The 18816-nt window shown below is 64.6% G+C and carries 15 protein-coding genes, 3 pseudogenes and 1 other annotated feature; of the genes and pseudogenes, 3 read left to right on the forward strand and 15 right to left on the reverse strand.

The annotated features are described in order from the left end of the window. Positions 1-383: 383 nt before the first annotated feature. The 4 genes and pseudogenes from AC3IYI_RS40060 to AC3IYI_RS40075 all read right to left on the reverse strand — a co-directional run bounded on the left by AC3IYI_RS40060 (position 384) and on the right by AC3IYI_RS40075 (position 6323). Positions 384-1985, reverse strand: coding sequence for a hypothetical protein (locus tag AC3IYI_RS40060; RefSeq protein ID WP_489412012.1), 1602 nt, complete (start codon positions 1983-1985; stop codon positions 384-386). A 1417-nt stretch (positions 1986-3402) separates the two neighbouring features. Beyond that, entirely contained in the window at positions 3403-3675 is a 273-nt protein-coding gene (locus tag AC3IYI_RS40065) for a hypothetical protein (protein WP_489412013.1), read from the reverse strand. A 104-nt stretch (positions 3676-3779) separates the two neighbouring features. Then, positions 3780-4997 (reverse strand): annotated as a pseudogene (locus AC3IYI_RS40070) (IS3 family transposase). Further along, positions 4606-4720, reverse strand: a sequence feature (AL1L pseudoknot). It overlaps the preceding pseudogene by 115 nt. Positions 4998-5045: 48 nt before the next feature. Further along, the gene (locus AC3IYI_RS40075) at positions 5046-6323 is read right to left on the reverse strand and encodes an IS4 family transposase (protein ID WP_489412014.1); all 1278 of its coding nucleotides are present in this window, start codon (positions 6321-6323) and stop codon (positions 5046-5048) included. Between AC3IYI_RS40075 and AC3IYI_RS40080 the strand changes: the two genes are divergently transcribed. Continuing rightward, positions 6214-7385 (forward strand): IS3 family transposase gene (locus tag AC3IYI_RS40080; protein WP_489408176.1). Its coding sequence is split into 2 segments (ribosomal slippage): positions 6214-6466 and positions 6466-7385, totalling 1173 coding nucleotides; the frame shifts between segments, so codons are not numbered across the junction. The genes AC3IYI_RS40075 and AC3IYI_RS40080 overlap by 110 nt on opposite strands. Here the strand turns inward: AC3IYI_RS40080 and AC3IYI_RS40085 are convergent. The 3 genes from AC3IYI_RS40085 to AC3IYI_RS40095 are packed head-to-tail and all read right to left on the reverse strand — an operon-like array spanning position 7349 to position 8285. Next, positions 7349-7798 (reverse strand): transposase, encoded by a 450-nt coding sequence (locus AC3IYI_RS40085; protein WP_489412015.1) that lies wholly within the window; start codon positions 7796-7798, stop codon positions 7349-7351. The genes AC3IYI_RS40080 and AC3IYI_RS40085 overlap by 37 nt on opposite strands. Further along, on the reverse strand, positions 7795-8154 hold the full coding sequence (locus tag AC3IYI_RS40090; RefSeq protein WP_489412280.1) for a hypothetical protein: 360 nt from the start codon (positions 8152-8154) through the stop codon (positions 7795-7797). The genes AC3IYI_RS40085 and AC3IYI_RS40090 overlap by 4 nt, the downstream gene beginning before the upstream one ends. Beyond that, positions 8058-8285 carry a helix-turn-helix domain-containing protein gene (locus AC3IYI_RS40095; RefSeq protein WP_489412016.1) on the reverse strand — a complete coding sequence of 76 codons (228 nt, stop codon included), beginning with the start codon at positions 8283-8285 and terminating at the stop codon, positions 8058-8060. Before AC3IYI_RS40095 ends, AC3IYI_RS40090 begins: the two co-directional genes overlap by 97 nt. A gap of 367 nt (positions 8286-8652) precedes the next feature. On the opposite strand from AC3IYI_RS40095, the gene AC3IYI_RS40100 reads away from it, so the two are divergent. Continuing rightward, on the forward strand, positions 8653-9465 hold the full coding sequence (locus tag AC3IYI_RS40100; RefSeq protein ID WP_489411986.1) for an IS5 family transposase: 813 nt from the start codon (positions 8653-8655) through the stop codon (positions 9463-9465). Here AC3IYI_RS40100 and AC3IYI_RS40105 read toward each other — a convergent pair. The 3 genes from AC3IYI_RS40105 to AC3IYI_RS40115 all read right to left on the reverse strand — a co-directional run bounded on the left by AC3IYI_RS40105 (position 9440) and on the right by AC3IYI_RS40115 (position 12660). Next, positions 9440-9916, reverse strand: coding sequence for a hypothetical protein (locus AC3IYI_RS40105; RefSeq protein WP_489412256.1), 477 nt, complete (start codon positions 9914-9916; stop codon positions 9440-9442). The two genes, AC3IYI_RS40100 and AC3IYI_RS40105, sit on opposite strands and share 26 nt — an antisense overlap. 139 nt (positions 9917-10055) lie before the next feature. After that, a complete protein-coding gene (locus AC3IYI_RS40110) occupies positions 10056-10889 on the reverse strand; it encodes an IclR family transcriptional regulator (RefSeq protein ID WP_489412017.1) in 834 nt (277 codons plus the stop codon). Between the two features lie 16 nt (positions 10890-10905). Then, entirely contained in the window at positions 10906-12660 is a 1755-nt protein-coding gene (locus tag AC3IYI_RS40115; protein ID WP_489412018.1) for a PucR family transcriptional regulator, read from the reverse strand. A gap of 269 nt (positions 12661-12929) precedes the next feature. On the opposite strand from AC3IYI_RS40115, the pseudogene AC3IYI_RS40120 reads away from it, so the two are divergent. Then, positions 12930-14060: pseudogene (locus AC3IYI_RS40120) on the forward strand (IS630 family transposase); the annotation flags it as partial. Between the two features lie 54 nt (positions 14061-14114). Here the strand turns inward: AC3IYI_RS40120 and AC3IYI_RS40125 are convergent. The 5 genes and pseudogenes from AC3IYI_RS40125 to AC3IYI_RS40145 all read right to left on the reverse strand — a co-directional run bounded on the left by AC3IYI_RS40125 (position 14115) and on the right by AC3IYI_RS40145 (position 18798). Further along, on the reverse strand, positions 14115-14684 hold the full coding sequence (locus tag AC3IYI_RS40125) for a histidine phosphatase family protein (protein ID WP_489406380.1): 570 nt from the start codon (positions 14682-14684) through the stop codon (positions 14115-14117). Between the two features lie 54 nt (positions 14685-14738). Continuing rightward, a complete protein-coding gene (locus AC3IYI_RS40130; RefSeq protein ID WP_489412019.1) occupies positions 14739-15062 on the reverse strand; it encodes a transposase in 324 nt (107 codons plus the stop codon). Beyond that, complete coding sequence (locus AC3IYI_RS40135) at positions 15059-16135, reverse strand: IS110 family RNA-guided transposase (protein ID WP_489412257.1); 1077 nt, start codon at positions 16133-16135, stop codon at positions 15059-15061. The genes AC3IYI_RS40130 and AC3IYI_RS40135 overlap by 4 nt, the downstream gene beginning before the upstream one ends. A gap of 197 nt (positions 16136-16332) precedes the next feature. Then, positions 16333-17154, reverse strand: a complete 822-nt coding sequence (locus AC3IYI_RS40140; protein WP_489412020.1) for an IS630 family transposase — start codon at positions 17152-17154, stop codon at positions 16333-16335. Between the two features lie 266 nt (positions 17155-17420). After that, positions 17421-18798: pseudogene (locus AC3IYI_RS40145) on the reverse strand (IS1380 family transposase). Positions 18799-18816 lie beyond the last annotated feature (18 nt).

Raw genomic sequence — 18816 nt, forward strand, 5'->3', positions numbered from 1 at the left:
GGAGCCGGTCCCGCCCGAACGGATGGGACGGTGCGGGGCCGGTCCGATGCGCAGCCTCGGGAGGGGCTACATGTCAATAAATACCTGATTTGTTTTGTATGTCCGGTGATTGGTGGTGGTGTGTCCGAGGTGAGCGGTCACCGGGGGCGGTCACACCGGGCCGGGCGGGGCACCTCACGGTGGCAGTGTTGTTTCCGCCGCAGATGAGGTCGTTGCCGCCCATGCCGTTGACGATGTCGTTTCGGGTGAGGGTGAGGGCGAAGATGATGTTGTTGCCGTTGGTGCCCCTCAGGATCTTCGCAGCGAGGGTCCGTATAGACCTGCGCCCCGGCACCTTGTGTGCGGGTGCCGGGGCATAGCCGGGGTGCTGGTGGGTGGGTTTGTTAGCAGCTGATGCGGGTGTCGAAGGTGTCGGTGTTGCAGGTGTCGGTGCCTGTGCCGCCGTTGGCGGTGTCGGTTTGGCCGTCGATGGTGTTGATGGTGTCGTTTCCGCTGTCGCCGTTGGCGGTGTCGTTGCCGGGGTTGGCGTTGATGGTGTCGTTTCCGGGGCCGCCGTTGATGGTGTCGTTTCCGGGTCCGGCGTTGATGGTGTCGGTTCCGCTGTCGCCGTTGAGGATGTCGTTGCCGTCGCTGTCGTTGATGGTGTCGTTTCCGCTGCCGCCGTTGACTTGGTCGTCGCCCGTGCCGCTGTGGACGGTGTCGTTGCCGCTGCCGGCGTTGATGGTGTCGTTCCCGGCGAGGCCGCAGATGACGTTGTTGCGGCTGTTGCCGTTGAGGGTGTCGTCGCCATTGGTGCCGACGATGGTGCAGCCCAGGCCGTTGTTCACGGTGGTCATCTTGGTGGAGGTGTTGTTGCTGTTGTTGGGGTCGGTTTCGTTGGCGTTGACGGTGGCGGTGTTGTTCATGGTGCCGGTGGTGGTGGGGCTGACGGTGACGGTGACCGTGGCGTTGGCGCCCTGGTTGAGGTTGTTGAGGTCGCAGGTGGCGTTGGTGGTGGTGTTGATGGTGCAGGTGCCATCGCTGGTTGTGGCGGAGAGCAGTTCACCGGGGTTGGTGAGGTTGTCGGTGAGGGTTACCCCGGTGGCCGGGTTGGGGCCGTTGTTGGTGACGGTGATGTCGTAAGTGGTCTGCTCTCCGAGGTTCATGGTGCTGGGGCCGGTCTTGGTCACTGAGAGATCAGCAGACGAGGTGGTGATGGTGAGGGTGTAGGTGGTGGTGTGGGTGTTGAAGCCGTTACTGCCGGTGATGGTGATGGGGTAGGTACCCAGGGGTGTGTTGGCGGAGGTGGTGATGGTGAGGGTGGAGGTGGAGCCGGCGGTGACGGGGTTGGGGCTGAAGCTGGCGGTGGCTCCGGCAGGCAGGCCGGAGGCGCTGAGGTTGATGGGCTCTGCTCGGCCTGCGGTCACCGTGGTGGAGACGGTGGTACTCGCAGACTGTCCCGCGCTCACCGTCGCGGATGCTGGGTCGACGGACAGGGAGAAGTCGGGGATGCAGTTGGGTAGGACGAGTGAGGCGATGTGGGTCCGCCAGTTGGAGACGCCGCTAGTGGCGTGGTACTCGTTGGTGTACCAGAGGGTGCAGTCGTCGGTGGGGTCGACGGCCATTGAGGTGTAGTCGCCCCAGCGGTCACCGAATTCGTGGACGGTCTGTGAACCACCGCCGGTGATGATGGTGGTTTCGCCGAGCGGGAGGGTGCCGGGCGGGTCGGTGGCCAGACGCCCGGTGAACCGGATCGACGGGTTAGCGGCAGCCGAGGACCGTGAGTATCCGAGTGCGATGTTGCCGACGTTGTCCTGGGCGATGGAGCCCATCCACCGGTAGGTGTTGTCGGGGGCGTAGGTTCCCTGCTGGTAGACGGTGGGGTTGCCGCTGGTGTCCAGGCGGAATTCGTACCAGCGCACGCTCATCGACGTTCCCGCGTCGATCGTGTGGTTGACGACGAGGGATTCATGGTCACTGAAGTTGCGGTAGGCGAGCCGGTACATGAGGCGGTCAGCGAGGGAATCCAGACGCTGACTAGTGCCAGCCTGCGGGATGCATGGGGTGATGCAGGAAACGCTGAAGGGGGCAACGGCCAAAGGGGACGGCCCAGTCAAGGTGGACGCGCCTGGATTGGCGAAGTCGGCGTGGAACTTCCAGTAGCGTAGCGAGGAGTTGATCTCGTCGAGCGCTACCAGGAGGTTCGGAGCACCTGCGGGAGGTAGCGTAGAGCCGTCCAGGTCGGAGCCGAGCATGCTGAATCCGGCGGTACCAGCGCTGCGGCAGACTTGGGTGGCTGCCGCGCCTGACAGCATCTGCGTACGGTCCAGGGCGCACACTTGACCACGCAGGAAGCCTCCTGTGGCCCCGTTGAACATGTTGTAGGTGACGTAGTAGGCGTCAGGCCACACCGAGAGTTTCGGGTAGTCGTTGAAGTCTTGGTACGTGAAGGAGTACCGGTGGTAGCTACCCGTTGCGTCTTCGCCTTCGGAGACGGCTACGCACTGGAGGTAGGGCCCCGTCGTCGAGAAAGCGTTGGCGAACTGGCTGATGATCCAGCGGTTGGCGAGTGTGTCCCGGGATCGCCGTCGTTGGTCGTCTCACACGGACCCCCGAACCCGTCCCACAACGTATTGTTGTCCGCCGGGCCGAGGAGAAGAATGCCGCTCTTGTTGAAGACAGCGTAGGAGGCGTTTACGATTTCCACGATCTGCGTGGTGCCAACCGCTGCGTTCGAGTCGGGTGGAATGTAGCCTGTGGCGCCGATGCCGTCGAAGCTGGCGATCGTGGGCACAGCCGCGGCGCGGCGGCCTGGACTGGTCTGCAGGACCGGGTCCTTCACCTTGGTCGTCGGCACGTGAGGCAGCCGCCCAAGGGCAACTGCACCAGACTCACGCACTGGTGCAGCGTGCATGGTGCGCAGTGGTGGTGACGTGTCGTGGTGAGTAGCGGGTCCTGAGTCGCCCGTGTCCTGTTGCACGGATGCGATTGCAGACTGCGGTCCGAGGGCGCTGTTCTCTGCTGTTGAAACACCAGCCAAGCTGGTGGTGAACAACGCGGCGGCAAGCAGGAACGAGAGTCGACTGATTCTTCGCACAATACTTCCTTTCTTAGGCCAAGCCACTCACGAAACGAATTCCAGCTGTCAGCATGGCTGGTGAGACGCCCTGTTCGCGGTAGATGAACGAGGTTTTCGTGGGCCTGATGCCGCCTTTATGGCACATAATTCATCTGGCCTACACGAGGCATGACGCCGCATCACCTAGTTAGCTGAACGCCTCCTGAAAATATTTGTTCCCTTAATGGCGAGTGCAGCGAAACGGGCCGAAGGCCAGACCCTGTGCCGGGCCTGGGTGGGAGCGAAGCGGACACCCCAACGGGCCGGGCCCGGATGGTGTCCCTTCTTGTGCAACACCGTTGCTTTTAGGTGAGTTTGGCACTGTCAAGGTCCTCGTCCCTGAGCACTGCGAAGTCGAGGGTGTAGGTCTGGGACGTGCGCGGATGCTTGACGGCTGTGAAGGTGTACTTGCTGCTGCGCTTGCGGATACGGGCCTTCAGCCGCCAGCGGCGTCCCGGCGGCAGGAGGCCGGCCAGGGCGGCGCGGCCGATCGCTCCGATGAGAGCCACTGGGTCGGTCGAGGCGGTGCCGTTGGCGGCGACGATCTGGTCGGCAGCGGCGTTGAGCAACACGATCAAGCTGACACGCTCCGCAGAGAGGCCCGGCCGGGCGGTGACGAGGTCGCCTGCGATGCGGACGAGTGAACCGCCCCGGTTTTCGTGGAGGCGTTGATGTGTGGTTTTCAGGCTGCTTGGGCGGGCTGGTGTGAACGGTGGCGGACGGTCTCGTACTCAGTCGGGGGGAGGTTGTCCGTGGAGCCGTGGAGTCGTCGCTCGTTGTACCAGTCGACCCAGGGCAGGGTGGCGATCTCGACCTCGTCCAACGTGCGCCAGGGGGCCTGCATCTTGATGAGCTCGGTCTTGCAGAGACCGGTCATCGACTCGGCCGCGGCGTTATCGTAGGCGTCGCCGACGGTGCCGATGCTGGGTGCGGCGCCGGCTTCGGCCAGGCGGTCAGTGTAGCGAACCGACGTATATTGACTGCCCGCATCGCTGTGATGGATCAGCCCGGCCAGGTCATGGCGGCCTTCACGCCGACGCGTCCAGATGGCCATGTTGAGCGCGTCCATGACGAGTTCGGTCCGCATGTCCGGCTGTGCGCCAGCCCAGGACCCGACGGGAGAACACGTCGATGACGAACGCGACGTAGACCGTTCCCGCCCAGGTGGCGACGTAAGTGAAACCGGTCACCCAGAGTTCGTTGGGCGCCTCGGCGGTGAAGTTGCGGTTCACCAGGTCGTTCGGCCGGGCCGCGGCCGGATCCGGGACGGTGGTGAAGCGTTTCTTCCCGCGCACCGCGCCGGCCAGGCCGAGGACTCGCATGAGGCGCTCGACGGTGCACCGTGCGACATCGACGCCTTCCCGCCGGAGCTGACGCCAGACCTTGCGGGCCCCGTAGACGCCGTAGTTCTCCTGGTGCACCCGGGCGATCTCCTTCTTCAGTTCCTCGTCACGGACCTCGCGGGCGGACGGAACGGCCTGCCGGTTCCTGGCGGCGTAGTAGGTCGACGGGGCGATCTGCAGCTCTCGGCAGACCGGCTCGACCCCGTGCTCGTCGCAGATCTCGTCCACGAAGGCGGTCACCTGGGCAGTTTCGGGTCGAGCTCCCGGGCGAAGAAAATCGACGCCGCCCGCAGAATTGCGTTCGACCGTTCCAGGTCCTTGACCGTCCGCTCCAGCTCCGCGATCCGCGCGGCATCCGCCGACGAGGTCCCGGGCCGCTGCCCGGCATCGGTCTCCGCCCGTTGCACCCACCCGCGCAGGGCCTCACGATGGACCCCGAGCTGATCGGCGACCCGGGAGATCGAGCCGGTCTTCGTCCCGGTCTCCCGACGTATCTCGAACACGAGCCGGATCGCTCGCTCCCGCAGCTCAGCGGGGTATTCCCTCGGTGCCGGCATGACTCCAACCCTTCCAGGGTTCAGAACCTCCAAGATCCCCGGGGCGGTTCAGAGTGCTTGGTAGACAGTGAGTAGGGCGTAGACCTCCTGCTCGATCCCGGGGACTGTGCGTGACCGCAGCACCCGTCCGTCGAGGATGGTCGACTTCAACGAGAAATAGCAGGTCTCGGCCTGCCACCTGCGGTGATACAGCTCGATCAGCTCGTGGGCCGGGTAGCGCTCGGCGTCCAGAAGGCTGGTCATCACGCGCCACAGCTCGCTGCGGCGGGTGCCGTCGGCCAGCGTGACCGTCATTAGGGCCTCGACGATCCGCACCTCCAGCTGCCCGTAGCCGCGTCCGGCCTTGTACTTTCCGGCGCAGATAGTGGTCAGGTAGGAGCCGTCCGGCAGTGGGCGGCGCACCGTGGGACGGCGCTTGCGGGTCGAGCGGATCAGGAACGCCGCACCGGTACCTGTCACCGCGTCCAAGAAGTTGAAGGCGTCGTAGTAGGCGTCGGCCAGCAGCAGCGTCGAGGAGTCCAGGTGGTGCAGCAGGCGGTGTGCGTAGCCGAGCTCGCCGGTGGTGTCCGGGCCGAAGGTCGCTCCGAGGAGCGCGCGGGTGCCGCACTCGACCAACGCCACCAGGCGCAGCAGGGGGTAGCCGAACTCCTTCACCTCTCCGACATGCTTGGGGAAGCGCCAGGTCAGGGCCTTCTCGTCGGGGATACCCAAGGTGGTTCCGTCGATCGCGACCACCCGCAGGCCGCGGTAGAAGGAGCTGGTCTGCACGCGGGTGGCCACCGGGCCGGCGAGGATCTCGAACAGGCGGCGCAGCGGCGCGCTGCCCAACCGGCGGCGGGCCCGTGACAGTGAGGATGCGCACGGAGGTGCCGCTGACGCTCCGCCCAGGCCCGCGCTGAGCTTGCCCCACACTGCCGGGCAGGACGAGCGCTCGAAGAAGGCGAGAGCGAGGACGAAGTACACGACCACCCGGGCTGGCAGCAGCTGCACGCGCCGCTCACGCGAGCCCGTCTCATCAAGGACCGCGTCGACCAGCTGCGGGTCGATGACCTGCGTCAACTCTCCCAGATGCCCAGGGGCGTAGACATCGTGGGCTGACGCCGCCGGTGGCCAGGTGGCAGAATGCAGCGGCAACGGGACCTCCGGTATGAGGTGCCCCGAAGTTCGCGGACTCCCGCCATGCAAGAGATACTTACCTTGACCAAAGGATAGGTAAGTGGCAAAGCGCACGACCCCGTACTCGGCAGAACTCAAAGAGCGAGTAGTGCGGGAAGTACTCGACAAATCACGCCCCCACGCGGATGTCGCCAAGGAGTTCGGTGTCACCGAGAGCTCGTTGAGTCGTTGGGTCGCCCAGTACCGGAAGCGGCACCTCGCAGGCGAACCGATGGCAGATTCCATCGCCGCGGACGAGCGTGTCCGCGAGTTGGAGAAGAAATTGCAGGAGGTCACCACCGAACGGGACTTCCTAAAAAAAGCGGCAGCCTTCTTTGCCCGCGACCATCGGTGACCGAGAAGTATGAGTTCATCGACGGCGAGAAGGACAATTTCCCGATCACGGGCATGTGCACCTGGCTTGACGTTTCCACCTCTGGTTTCTACTCCTGGAAAATGCGACCGGCTTCGCCCACTTTCGAGCGGCGTGAAAAACTGAAGCTCATCATTCGTCATGTCTTCGACGAATCCGATGGCACCTACGGATACCGCCGAGTTCACGCCGCCCTCGGCCGCAAGGGCGTCGAGGCAGGGCCCGAGCTGGTGCGTCTCCTGATGCGGGACCTGGACCTGGTCCCCTGCCAGCCAAGGCCCTGGCGGATCACGACCGTGTCAGACAATGATCAGCCGGCACTCCGGGACTTCCTCGGACGCGACTTCACGGCCGCCGCTCCCGGACAGAAACTGGTGGGAGACATCACATACATCCACACCTGGGACGGCTTCCTCTACCTGGCGACGGTGATTGACTGCCACACCAAGGCCGTTGTCGGCTGGTCCATGGCGAACCACATGAAGACATCCCTCATCTCGGACGCCGTCGACATGGCAGCGGGCAATATCAAGCTCGCTGATGGATGCATATTTCACTCTGACAGAGGAAGCCAGTACACTTCACAAGAGTTCCGAACGAAACTTCAAAGGATGCAAATGCGGCCCTCGGTCGGCAAGACCGGAGTCTGCTGGGACAACGCCATGGCCGAGTCTTTTTTCGGAGCCCTGAAGAACGAACTCGTGTATCGCACTACCTTCCCGTCCCGGGAACACGCACGCAAGGCGATAGTGCGGTACATAGAAGTCTTCTACAACCGTAGACGCCTGCACTCGGGACTTGGGTACAAGACCCCGCAAGAGGTTCACCGCGAATACGAGAAGATACAGCTCGCAGCGTAAGTTTCTCGCGCAAGCACAGTCCGTTTTCTTCGGTGCCCCTCAGTACGACGATCTCTGGGCTCGACACCACAGGGATCTACCAGGGGTCCCGTCCTCTCGTTCATGCACTTGACAAAGCATCGGGCAGCCAAAAGCAACGGTGTTGCACGAGAAGGGACATCATCGCTTGATGTGGGTGGGGTGAGTTCGAGGCCGGTCCCGGCCAGGAATCCGATGAGGAGTTCGGGGTGGCGCTGGATGTAGCGCAGGGCCCTCTTCACGGCTCGGTGGAGTTCGATAATCGAACGGAACGCCCGGTTCGCGATCTTCTCCTTGGTGTGCGCCCAGAGGAGTTCGACGGGGTTCACCTCGGGGACGTACGAGGGCAGCTGGACTACGGTGAGCCAGTCCTTCTGTTGCGCGTACTGTTTCACGTGTTTGCTGATGTGGCTGGAGTAGTTGTCCAGACGAGGGTGACCGGGCCGTCCAGCCGGCGGTGGAGCAGGGCGAGGAAGTGGGGGAAGTCCTTCTTCGTGTAGCCGCCCGACGGCTTGACCGCATAGATCATCCGGGGCGCCGCGCCCTCCTTGAAGCATATCCACGCGACCATGCTGATCTTGTCGTTGCGTTTCCCGGACAGCCGTAGCACCGGGGTCTGCCCGGCCTTGCCCCAGGTGCGGCGGATGGGCCCGTTCAGCCAGGCTCCGGCCCCGTCCTCGAAGCAGACCCACCCGTCTGCGGCTGTGACCTGCGCGGATGGGACGCCGCCGGCCACGTCTCCGTGCGCCATGCGGCAATCGCCTCCTCGTTACGCTCCACAGCCCGCACCTTCGGCACCTGCCACGACCAGCCCAGGCGGTCCAGCAGCCGCCACACCCCGGAGACCTGGTAGCGGACCTTGAACCGCTCCTCGATCAGCACCCCGACCCGGGCCAGCGTCCACCGCTGGTCCTCCCACCCGTACGCCGTCGGCCCCGCCCGCAGCAGACCCTCCAGCTCCCGCTCCTGCTCTGCACTCAGTAGCCGTTGTCGTACCGAGAGGTTCGCTTGGTGGTCGAACGAGGGTTCCCGGTCGGGTGGTCTTCTGGTGGCACGGGCATGAAGGCAGGGCCTCCTGCACAGCTCGTGGGTGTCGAATCCATCCGAGCAACAGGAGGCCCTGTTGTCGCAGTCTTCCGTGCCGACGCCCGCCGGGTCCAACTCGGTTACCCGGTCGTGTGATTGCCTCGCCCATCAGTACGGGAACGCGGGCGACCATGCCGAGCGTGCGCCCGCCTATCCCTCCGACATGACGGATGAGGAATGGGCGGCGGTGCGCGATCAGCTGCCCGTGCCCGCATGGCTGAACGGGAAGGGCAGACAGCCTGAGGGCTACTGCCACCGGCAGATGATCGACGCGATCCGCTACCTGGTCGACAACGGCATCAAGTGGCGGGCGATGCCGGTCGATTTTCCCACCTGGGACCGGGGCTACGCCTTCTTCCGGCGCTGGCGCGACAAGGGGCTGATCACCGAGTTCCACGACCGGCTGCGCGGGAAGGTCCGCGCGAGCGAGGGCCGCGCCCCGGAGCCGGCCGCCGCGATCATCGACTCGCAGTCGGTGAAAGCAGCCGCGTCGGTGCCGGCCGCCTCACGCGGCTTCGACGGCGGCAAGAAAATCAACGGGCGTAAGCGGCACGTCATCGTGGACACGCTCGGCCTGCTGCTGATGGTGCTGGTCACGGCGGCCGACGTGACCGACCGCGATGCCGCCTGCAGCATGCTGGAAAAGCTCCGTGCCCGCTACCGGAAGATCAGCCTGGTCTGGGCCGACGGCGGCTACACCGGCCGCCTGGTCGACTGGGCGAAGGAGACACTCCGGCTCACGCTGGAGATCGTCAAACGCAGTGACGACATGAGCGGGTTCGTGGTGCTTCCGCGCAGGTGGGTGGTGGAGAGGACGCTGAGCTGGCTGATGCGCTCGCGGCGCCTGGGCCGGGACTACGAGACCCGGCCCGAAAGCAGCGAAGCCGCCGCCCTGTGGTCGATGACCATGCTCATGGGGCGCCGCCTCGCCCGCCACCGGAGCCGAAACGTCACCCGGCCACCCGCCGCGGCGTGAACACCCCAGGACGCTCCTCGGCCAGCCAGCCCCGCTCCACCAGCCGCTTAACCTTCGACCGCACCCCCTCAACCTTCGCCGGCACCCCCTCCAGACCCAGCCGCCCGGCCAACTCCCGTGCCCGCAGCCCGGACCCGCCCGCCTCCGCCTCCAGCACGCCCACCAGCCGCTGGTAGTCCGGCGCGAGCGCCTCCACCGCCAGGCCCTCCCGCCAGTGCGGCACCACCGACCCCGCCACCGGCGCCTTCGCCACAGCCGACCCCGCCTCCGGCGGCTGTTCGGCCTCCGGCTCCGGCGCGGCCAGGGCCTCGGCCAGCTCCACGCGGGCGATGGCCCGCCGCTCCAGCACCGCCTCCGCCTCCGCAAGCTCGGCCAGCACCCGCTCCACCTCCTCGCGAAGCTCTTCGACCCGAACCTGCGCAGCCGTCTCGCGTGCTTCCAACAAGCCCATGACCGAAGCCATCGACGACCTCCGTGTCATCCCGACAAACGTGACGGCCCGACTCTTCCTCGATGCCACGGAGTGCATGCCTGACCAGCGGAAACCCACCGATCACGTCCGGAAAGACAACGGCTACTCAGATCCCCAGCTAGGACCCATTGTATGGATGAGAAATCGAATCTCGTCTGCGATCGATCATCACGCCGGTGTGCCCAAGCGCACGAGAGAGCTGAGTAGCACACCGTAGAGTAAGTCGGCCCACGGCATCAAGCTGCGCTTCAGTCCGGCCAGTCGGCGTACTAATTGAGATTGCAGCCACCAATCTGCCTCGATAATCCTTTACTGGAGCAGAAATCCCTGTCAGATTTTCATCGAGTTCCTGATAAACCTTCGAGTAGCCTGCAGAACGAATACGCCGGAGGTCTGAAATGAGTACATCGAACCGCTCCTGAGGGTTGGTCGACGCAGTTTTATGCTCGCGATCTTCTTCTAGAAGAAGATCGCGGACAGCCGACTCTTCCCAATCTGCGATCAGAGCACGCCCCGTTGACGTGGGCGTAATTGGAAGAGTCGCCCCCTCTCGCCCCGGCATACCGTATGAGTATCGAGAAACTTCAGAGAGAAGGTTGAGCACGACACGTCCACGCAAAACAGATAGATAGGCGGTTTCATTTACCTGAAAAACAAGTCTCCGGAGGTACGGAACCGCCGAGTGCACGAGCCTGCTCTCACTAGTCGCTGCCGCGAGAGCATATAGACGCCAGCCGCACCGGTATGCTCGAGTGTCTGGGTCCCGATCTACAAGACCCTCTGTCTTCATAGCAGCCAAGGCGCGTGATACTTGACTTTTTTGGCGTCCCGCAAGTTCTGCAATTCTATTCACCCCCAGCCCCGAATTGTAGATCGCCTCTGGGCTGCGCAATACCTCAAGAAGATCAAGATCTCTACGCAGCCCAGCGGCACCCCGAGGCGTAGCAGTCATTACGTAATTCACCCGTTTACTTTGGTGCCTTTATCTGCAACTTCCTCTTTTTGTCACAGATAGACTGGAAAAGTCGCGACCTTCCTCGAATAACTTCAAGGGCTTGCACCGCTACTTGAAGGGAGAAGCAGTATTGAGGGTCGCTGAGATCTTCACCGAGAATCCGTTCGATTCGATTAAGACGCTCGTAGACTGACGGGCGAGAAAGGTGGACGGCTTCCGCTGCGGCTGTCTTATTTCGCCCACTCTCAAGGTAAGCTGCGAGCAGTTCAAGGAGCTGAGTTCCGTTGCGGGCATCATAGTCAAGTACCGGGCCGAGTTCTTGTTCTACGTAACTCTGAACTCTGGCGTCATCATGCAATAGGGCTAGCAGACCACGAACTCTCATATCCCGCAACTCGCAGTAGGCCTTCCGGGTGGAGAGCCCTCGGAACTGGCGAAGTTTTGGGTTATTGTCGGCCGCTTCAGCCGCTCGCAAGGCCTCCGTTATCGTTAGGCGTGCATCACGTGGGCTGTGAGCGGGACGGCCCACTGCTATGACAAGATCACGTTCGAGCGAGGCGTCCTGCGGCGTAGAAGTTGTGTCGAGACAGTTATATGTCCTTCTTAGTGACCTTGATATCGCATCGAGAGTGTTGGAAACCTCTGTAGCTCGAGGAACTGCGAGAAGGACAGTCACCATTCCGTCCCCGACCGTCGCTATCAGCGAAATGTGCCCGTGCTGCCGCAGCACTCCGGCCGCCATCTCTTCGAGGGATCGAGTCAAGCGCCTTTCACTACTTTTAGGTGATTCGTCGTTCTGCAATAGGCGCAGCGCCATGCCTACGAGTGTGCGGCCTTCTAGAGGAACCCCTATTGCATGCGCCCTTAGGACCATTTCTGAAGTCAGAATTGAATGATCGACTATTGCATTGATGAGGTCCGAGTGCGATTTGCGCTCAAGGTCGCCTGTGTTGCTTGCGAGAAGTTGAGCAAGAGACAGGGCCCGAGCACCATGTTTTAGGGCAAGGAGGCAGGTGTCAGAATAGACTGGGGCGGCAATCGGCCCTGCTGAATCGCTAGGAAGCATAACTAGCCTTCCCCAGTCTTTTCCTCTAGCACCAACATTGGCAAGCAGCCAGCCGGTTGCCGGTTCAAGCCCTATCGGATTCTCGATCTTCGCCATACGCGATCTTGCTTCCCAATTAGCAAGGAGGGATCCGGTATCCCACCCCACGGATTCGTAGGCGATAGCTTGGTGTGCGAGGTTTTCAAAAACAATTGATCTGCCCGCAAATCGGGCAACTTGTCGAACGATATCCCAGCAATCCCCTCCTTCTATAGCCATTTCATTGAACGCGTCCTGGATGTCAGCATTCGCGTCCAGCAGCTCGGCGCGACGATTGAATATCAGGGAATTTCCGGATTCTACGATTTGGTGAGGTTCCACATGCTGGCGCAGCAAAACAACAGGAACATCGTGTATTTTTGCCGAGGTTGACCACTCGCGCAGAGTCTCATTCTGTGAAACTGGGTCACATAGAATGAAAACGCCGGATGCTCCTCTTTCAGACAAACTCTGAATATAGCTATCTGACCACTCTCGCCCCTCAGCGAGCACGGCGAAGGGAATTATCAGAGCCTCTCCCTCCTGGACAGAGGGGGTGAGGCGTATGTCATCCAGATTCCTCAACCTGCGTACGTACCTCGTGAGGGCTGATTTTTTTGCGAAGACAGTCGGTTCGCAAATTGCTATAGCCTTTGCCTTGAGCAGGTCTGCAAGAGTGCACACGTTCGGCCTTCCACATCTGAGCGGCAGCCCGGAGAACCGCGGCTCGTACGACGTCTCGTTGTCCCCACGCGTTCCCTAAGCGATGCCTCACATTAGAGGGCGGTGGCGGACAATCGCGCAGCATTGTTGCGCTGAGCGCAACTCGGGTCGGCTTGCAGGGAGGCCGGGGTACGGGATCTAGTGCCTTAACAGGCAACGTTTGCCCTGTTGTGATGTGACGCGCCGTCCCGGTGCTGTGCCGGGCGACGCGTGGCCGTCACCCTGTCCGGGTGGCAGAACGAGTACGTGTACGCGAGATCGACGATGACGAAGGCAGACGGCTGCTTCGGATCATCCGCCGGGGAACCGGGTCGGTAGTGACCTGGCGGCGGGCCCAGATGGTCCTGCTGTCCGCCCAGGGCATGCCGGTGGCGAAGATTGCCGGGGTGACGTTCACCAGCGCGGACCGGGTCCGGGATGTGATCCACAACTTCAACGCCGACAGCTTCGTCTCCCTGTATCCGAAGTACAAGGGCGGCCGGCCCAGGACGTTCACCCTGCCCGAGCGGCGCGAGATCAAGAAGATCGCGAAGTCCAAGCCGACCGAACACGACCTGCCCTTTTCGACCTGGAGCCTGACCAAGCTGGCGGACTTTCTGGTCGCCGAGGGGGTGGTCGACGACATCAGCCACGAGGGCCTGCGCATCCTGCTCCGCGAGGAAGGCGTCTCCTTTCAACGCCTGAAGACCTGGAAGACCTCCCGCGACCCCGACTACGCGGCCAAGAAGGCCCGCGTCGAACACCTCTACGCGATCGCCGACGGCGAGGTCATACCCGAGGAGGGCGAGCCCGAAGTCGTCTTATGTATGGACGAGTTCGGGCCGCTCAACCTGATGCCCCACCCGGGCCGGCAGTGGGCCGAACGCTCCGGCAAACACAAGGACCCCGACCGCGAACCCCGCCGCAGGCGGCGGGCGACCTACAACCGCTACGGCGGAGTACGGCACCTGTTCGCCGCCCTGGACCTGGCCAAGGACAAGCTCTACGGCCACATCAAGCCGGTCAAGAAGCGCACCCAGTTCCTGGAGTTCTGCCGCTACCTGCGAACCCTCTACCCGCCCGAGGTCCGTATCGCGATCGTCTGTGACAACTTCTCCCCGCACCTGACCACGAAGAGGTGCCAGCGGGTCGGCACCTGGGCCGCGGCGAACAACGTCGAGATCGCCTACACCCCTACAAACAGCTCCTGGCTCAACCGCATAGAAGCCCAGTTCACCGCCCTGCGCTACTTCACCCTCGATGGCACCGACCACGCCTGCCACAAGGAGCAGGGCAGCATGATCCGCCGCTACATCATCTGGCGAAATCGCCACGCCGACGACCGGCGCCTACGCTCCGTCGTCGACAGCGCCAACGTCGCCTACTGTAATGGCACGGCAGTAGCTACACCTTGGACGGGATATGGACAGCCGCCATTACGGCACGTTCCACCCGAGCACGACGGGCAGCTTGTGCTCGTAACCCAGCGTGTTGATCGTCCCCGGATGCGGGTGCCCGAACTGCCGCGCGGCCGACGCGTCGAGCCCGAGCCAGCGCGCGGTGAGTATGCGTGACAGGTGGCCGTGCGCAACGACGGCCACGTCGCCCTTGTCCAGCAGCGGCCGGACCCGGCCGAGGAAAGCGTCGACCCGCACCGTCACGTGCCCGAGGTCTTCGCCGGCGTCGACGCCGTCGCGCCACAGCTCCCAGCCGGGCTTGAGTTCCTGGATTTGCTCGGCGGTCAGCCCCTCGTAGCGGCCGTAGTCCCACTCGATCAGGTCGGTGTCGGGCTCCGCGCCGCTCAGCCCGGCCAGTTCGGCGGTCCGCACGGCGCGAGTCAGCAGGCTGCTGTAGACGGCGGCGAACTCCCGTTCGGCCAGCCGAGGTGCGAGCGCACGCGCCGCGTCCTCCCCGGCCTCGGTCAGCGGCAGGTCGGTGCGGCCAGCATGCTGGCCGGTCCGGCTCCATGCGGTCTCGCCGTGCCTGATCAACACCAATTCGCCCATGGCTGAGGACCATATCTCACCTCGAACACAGGGCGAACGTTGCCTGATACGGCACTAGTGATCTGGTTTGCAGATCCTGTCGCAGTAGCGGCAGATGCGGTCGAGGATCTGGTCGGCGGTCTTGGTCCACTTGAACGGCCTGGCCTCGTCGTTCCAGACCTTGATCCAGTTCTCGAGTGCGGCCTTGAGGTCGTCGAGGGAGCAGAACACTCCGCGTTCGAGGCAGCGCCGTTCCAGTTCGGCGAACCACCGCTCGACCTGGTTGATCCACGACGAGTAGGTGGGTGTGAAGTGGAGCTGGAAGCGGGGGTGCGCGAGCAGCCACTTGTGCACCACCGGTGCTTTGTGGGCGGAGAGGAAGCCCCTATGTTTCGTCAAGCCGTGGAGGGGAGTTGGCTCGCGGCCAGGGGCTGGATGTGCTGGTAGAGCTCGCGGGCGACGTACCGCTTCAGACACCGGATGATCTCGCGCTTGGACATGCCCTCGGCGGTGCGTCGCTGCAGGTAGGCCTGGGTGCGTTCGTCCCAGCGTATGCGGGTCATCACGACGCGGTAGAGGGCGGCATTGGCTTGGCGGTTGCCGCCACGGTTCAGACGTCGGCGTTGGGTCTTGCCGGAGGACTGCTCGACCGGACTGACGCCACACAGAGCGGCGAAGGATGCCTCGTCGGTGATCCGGTCCGGGTTGTCACCTGCGGCGATGAGGAGGACTGCGGCACTGTCGGGGCCGACGCCGACCAGGTCCAGCATCTGAGGCCGACAGGCACGGACGGCCCTGGTGGTGCGGCGGGTGAGCTCTTTGACCTCGTCGGACAGGTGCTGGACGCGGCGGGCGAGCAGGCGCATCGTGAAGACGCCCTCGCCTCGGTCCTCGGCGTCGAGGGCCGCGCAGGTGGCGACCAGCGCAGGGTTGCTTAGGCCGGTGAGGAGTTCGCGCAGATCCGGGTCGATGGACATGAGGACGGCCTTGAGCTGGTTCAGCGCCTGGGTGCGGGCCTTGACGGCCGATTCCTTGGCCAACCGCAGGACCCGCATGTCCTCCACGGGGCCGTCCGCGCTCTTCGGCACGGTGGTGGCCCGTCCGGACAGCACCGCCCGGGCGGCAGCGTCTGCGTCGATGGCGTCCGTCTTGCCGCGCTTGCGGCGGGTGGCACGGTCGGGCTGGTTGATCTCGACGACATCGATGCCCTCTTGGCGCAGGACCCGGGTCAGCGCGGCTCCGAAGGAGCCGGTGCACTCGACGCCCGCCCGGCGCAGGGCGCCGAACGACTCTCCCCAGGCCAGCAGTTGACGATAGCCGACGGCGGTGGCCGGGAACTCCTGGTGTGCGAGTGAGGCGCCCAGGGTGGTGATGACGGCGGCGACGTGGATGTCTTTGTGGGTGTCCACCCCGAGGATCACCTCTTCCACCGGACCCGGGACCCGCTGCGCGGGCAGCGTCGGCTGAGGCATGCTGGTGACGGTCACGAGGCTCCTTGGACTGGGTCTGGTGGCTGACACCGGTCCGGTGGGTGGTCAGAACTGTGACGGTGCTTTGTGCAGCAAAGCCCCTATCGGGACACGTTCACCGGGCCGGCGACAGTACGCACCGCAGGGGGCCGGGGCCGACAGTTCCACTCCAGGGCAGCTGCGGCCAGTTGTCGCACGGGTCAGGCTCCGGCCCCCTGCGGCACACCACGATCCTCACAGTTGTCGCAGATCACGTGGACCGCCAGGCCCTTGTCGGTCTGGCGGTCGATCTCGTCGAGGAAGTCCCGGAAGTCCACGGCCCGGTGCTGCGCGGACAGCTTCGTGATCACCTTGCCCGTCGCGGTGTTCAACGCGGCGAACAGATCGACGGTGCCGAGGCGGACGTAGTCGAAACTTCGCCGCTCGGGAACTCCCGGGATCATCGGCAACACTGGAGCGGTCCGTTCCAGGGCCTGGATCTGCGGCTTCTCATCCACCGCGAACACCACCGCGTTGGCCGGCGGGGCCAGGTAGAGGCCGACGACGTCACGGATCTTGTCGATCAGAAACGGGTCGGGAGAGACCTTGAACGTCTCGGTCCGCCATGGCTGCAGGCCGAAGGCGTGCCAGATCCGCAGGACACTCGCCGGGGAGATCCCCACGGCCTTGGCCAGCTCCCGCTTCGACCAGTGCGTTCCACCCTCGGGAGTCTCCTCCAGGGTGCGGACCACCACCTCTTCGATCTGGGCATCGGTGATGGTCCGCGGCACCCCGGGCCGTGGCTCGTCCGCCAGCCCGTCGAGCCGGTCCCGCAGGAACCGGGTCCGCCATCTCGTCGCTGTCTTGCGCTCGATGCCCAGCCGCGCGGCCACGACGGTGTTGTTCCACCCGCGCGCGCATGCCAGGACGATCTGAGCACGCTGGGCCAGGCCCTGCGCGGTCGAACGCCGCCTGGCCCAGTTCTCCAATGTCAACCGCTCGGCATCCGACAGCACGACCGGCGGCAGCCGGGTATCACCCATCCGTCCAGGACACCGGCCGCAAGCCGGTCACGTCAGGCGAACCCCAAGATCTGAAACAGAACACGACTCACGAGGCGAGCCGAAACCTCAAAACCAGATCACTAGCCTCGATCTTTCGTGACGGTCCGTCGGTTCTCCCGGCGGGCCGTTTCCGTATCGAATGATGGTTGCGGGCAGGCTGGTGGCCCGGCTGTCGCGTCGGGTGGGCGCCGGGTTCCACGGCTCCGGTCGGGGTGGTGATGCTCGCAGGGGCCGGAACGCGCTGGTCAGCCGGGGTTCGGGAGGGCTTCGAGCCTTGCCAGGGCATCGGTGATCACGTCGGTCCAGGGCCAGTGGCGTGCGAACCGCAGGTGCCGGCGGCGGGCGGTCGTGACGATCTGGGCTGCGGCGGAGAACAGCCGGAGCCGGAGGCGACGGGGCTCCCACCTGCGGGTTTTGCCGGTGAGAGCGAGCATGGGCATCCAGGCCAGCAGGTCGAGGGCGATCTGGACGATCTCCAACCAGATCTGGTTCTGCGCGGTGTCGTGCAGTGGCAGGTTGCGCAGGCCGGTCGCGCGGGCGTTTCGGATGCGGTCCTCGGCGCGTGCCCGCTGGCGGTGCCGCAGTTCGAGTGCGGCGATCGGAACGCCAGGCGGTGTTGGTGGCGAACGCGGTGAGCCGCAGGCCGTCGGCATCGGTGAAACGCAACTGGGCGCCGGGGTGCGGCCGTTCCTTGCGGACGATCAGCCGCATCCCCTTTGGCCAGCCCTTGAGAACATCGCCGTCGAGTTCGGCGACCCAGGCGCCGTCGCGGATCTCGCCGCCCGGCTCGACGGCCACCGTCCACGCGGCGGGCGGGACCTTGAGGACGGCCTGGTGAATCTGCTCGGTGATGGTCCTGCCGACCGAGTACGACAGCCACCTTCCCCGCTTCGCGAGCCAGGCTGTGAACTCATGCGTTCCGCCTGCGGAGTCGGTACGAATCAGCGTCTGGCGTCCACGCCGGTACTTCTTCGGCAGCTGGGCCAGGGCGAGTTGGGTCGTGGTGATGTGGTCGGCAGCGGTGTTGCTGCCCGCGTTGCCCGGCCTGAGCAGGCCGGCCACCGGCTCCCCGCTCCCACCGCTTCCGTGATCGACGAAGGCCATCAGAGGATGGTGTCCGAAGGTCTTCTTCCAGGTCGCGGTGGCGTCCTGCTTCTCGGAGTGCGCCAGCACGAGCACCCCGTCCAGGTCCACGATCACCTGCCCTGAGGCATCCGGGGCCGCGTTCTTGGCCACGTTCCAGACGCGTTCGCGCGCTTCGGCCCGCGCGGCCCGTATCGCGTGAAGGGCCTTCGGCCCAGCCGTGGCGGGGGTGTTGATGAGGCGGGAGACCGTCGGGTCGGAGGCCACCGGCCCGAACACGCCGGGCTCGGCCCGCAGCATCCCGACATCCGCGAGGCAGTCCCCGCCCAGCGCGACCGCGAGAGCCACGTCCAGCAGGATCTTGCCCGGATCGTGCACCGCCCGCAGACGTCGCCACGGCGCAAGCGCCGTCGATACCGACTGGTCCAGCCCGGCCTTCCGGACGGTCTCGACCAGCAGCACCGCCCCAGCCTGGGACACCACCCCGTGGCCACCGCCCTCGATGCGGACGCGTGGATAGGACCCGATACGCTTCTTCACCTGGGAAGTGCCTCCGAC

This window comes from Streptomyces sp. GL_148 (assembly GCF_057834205.1).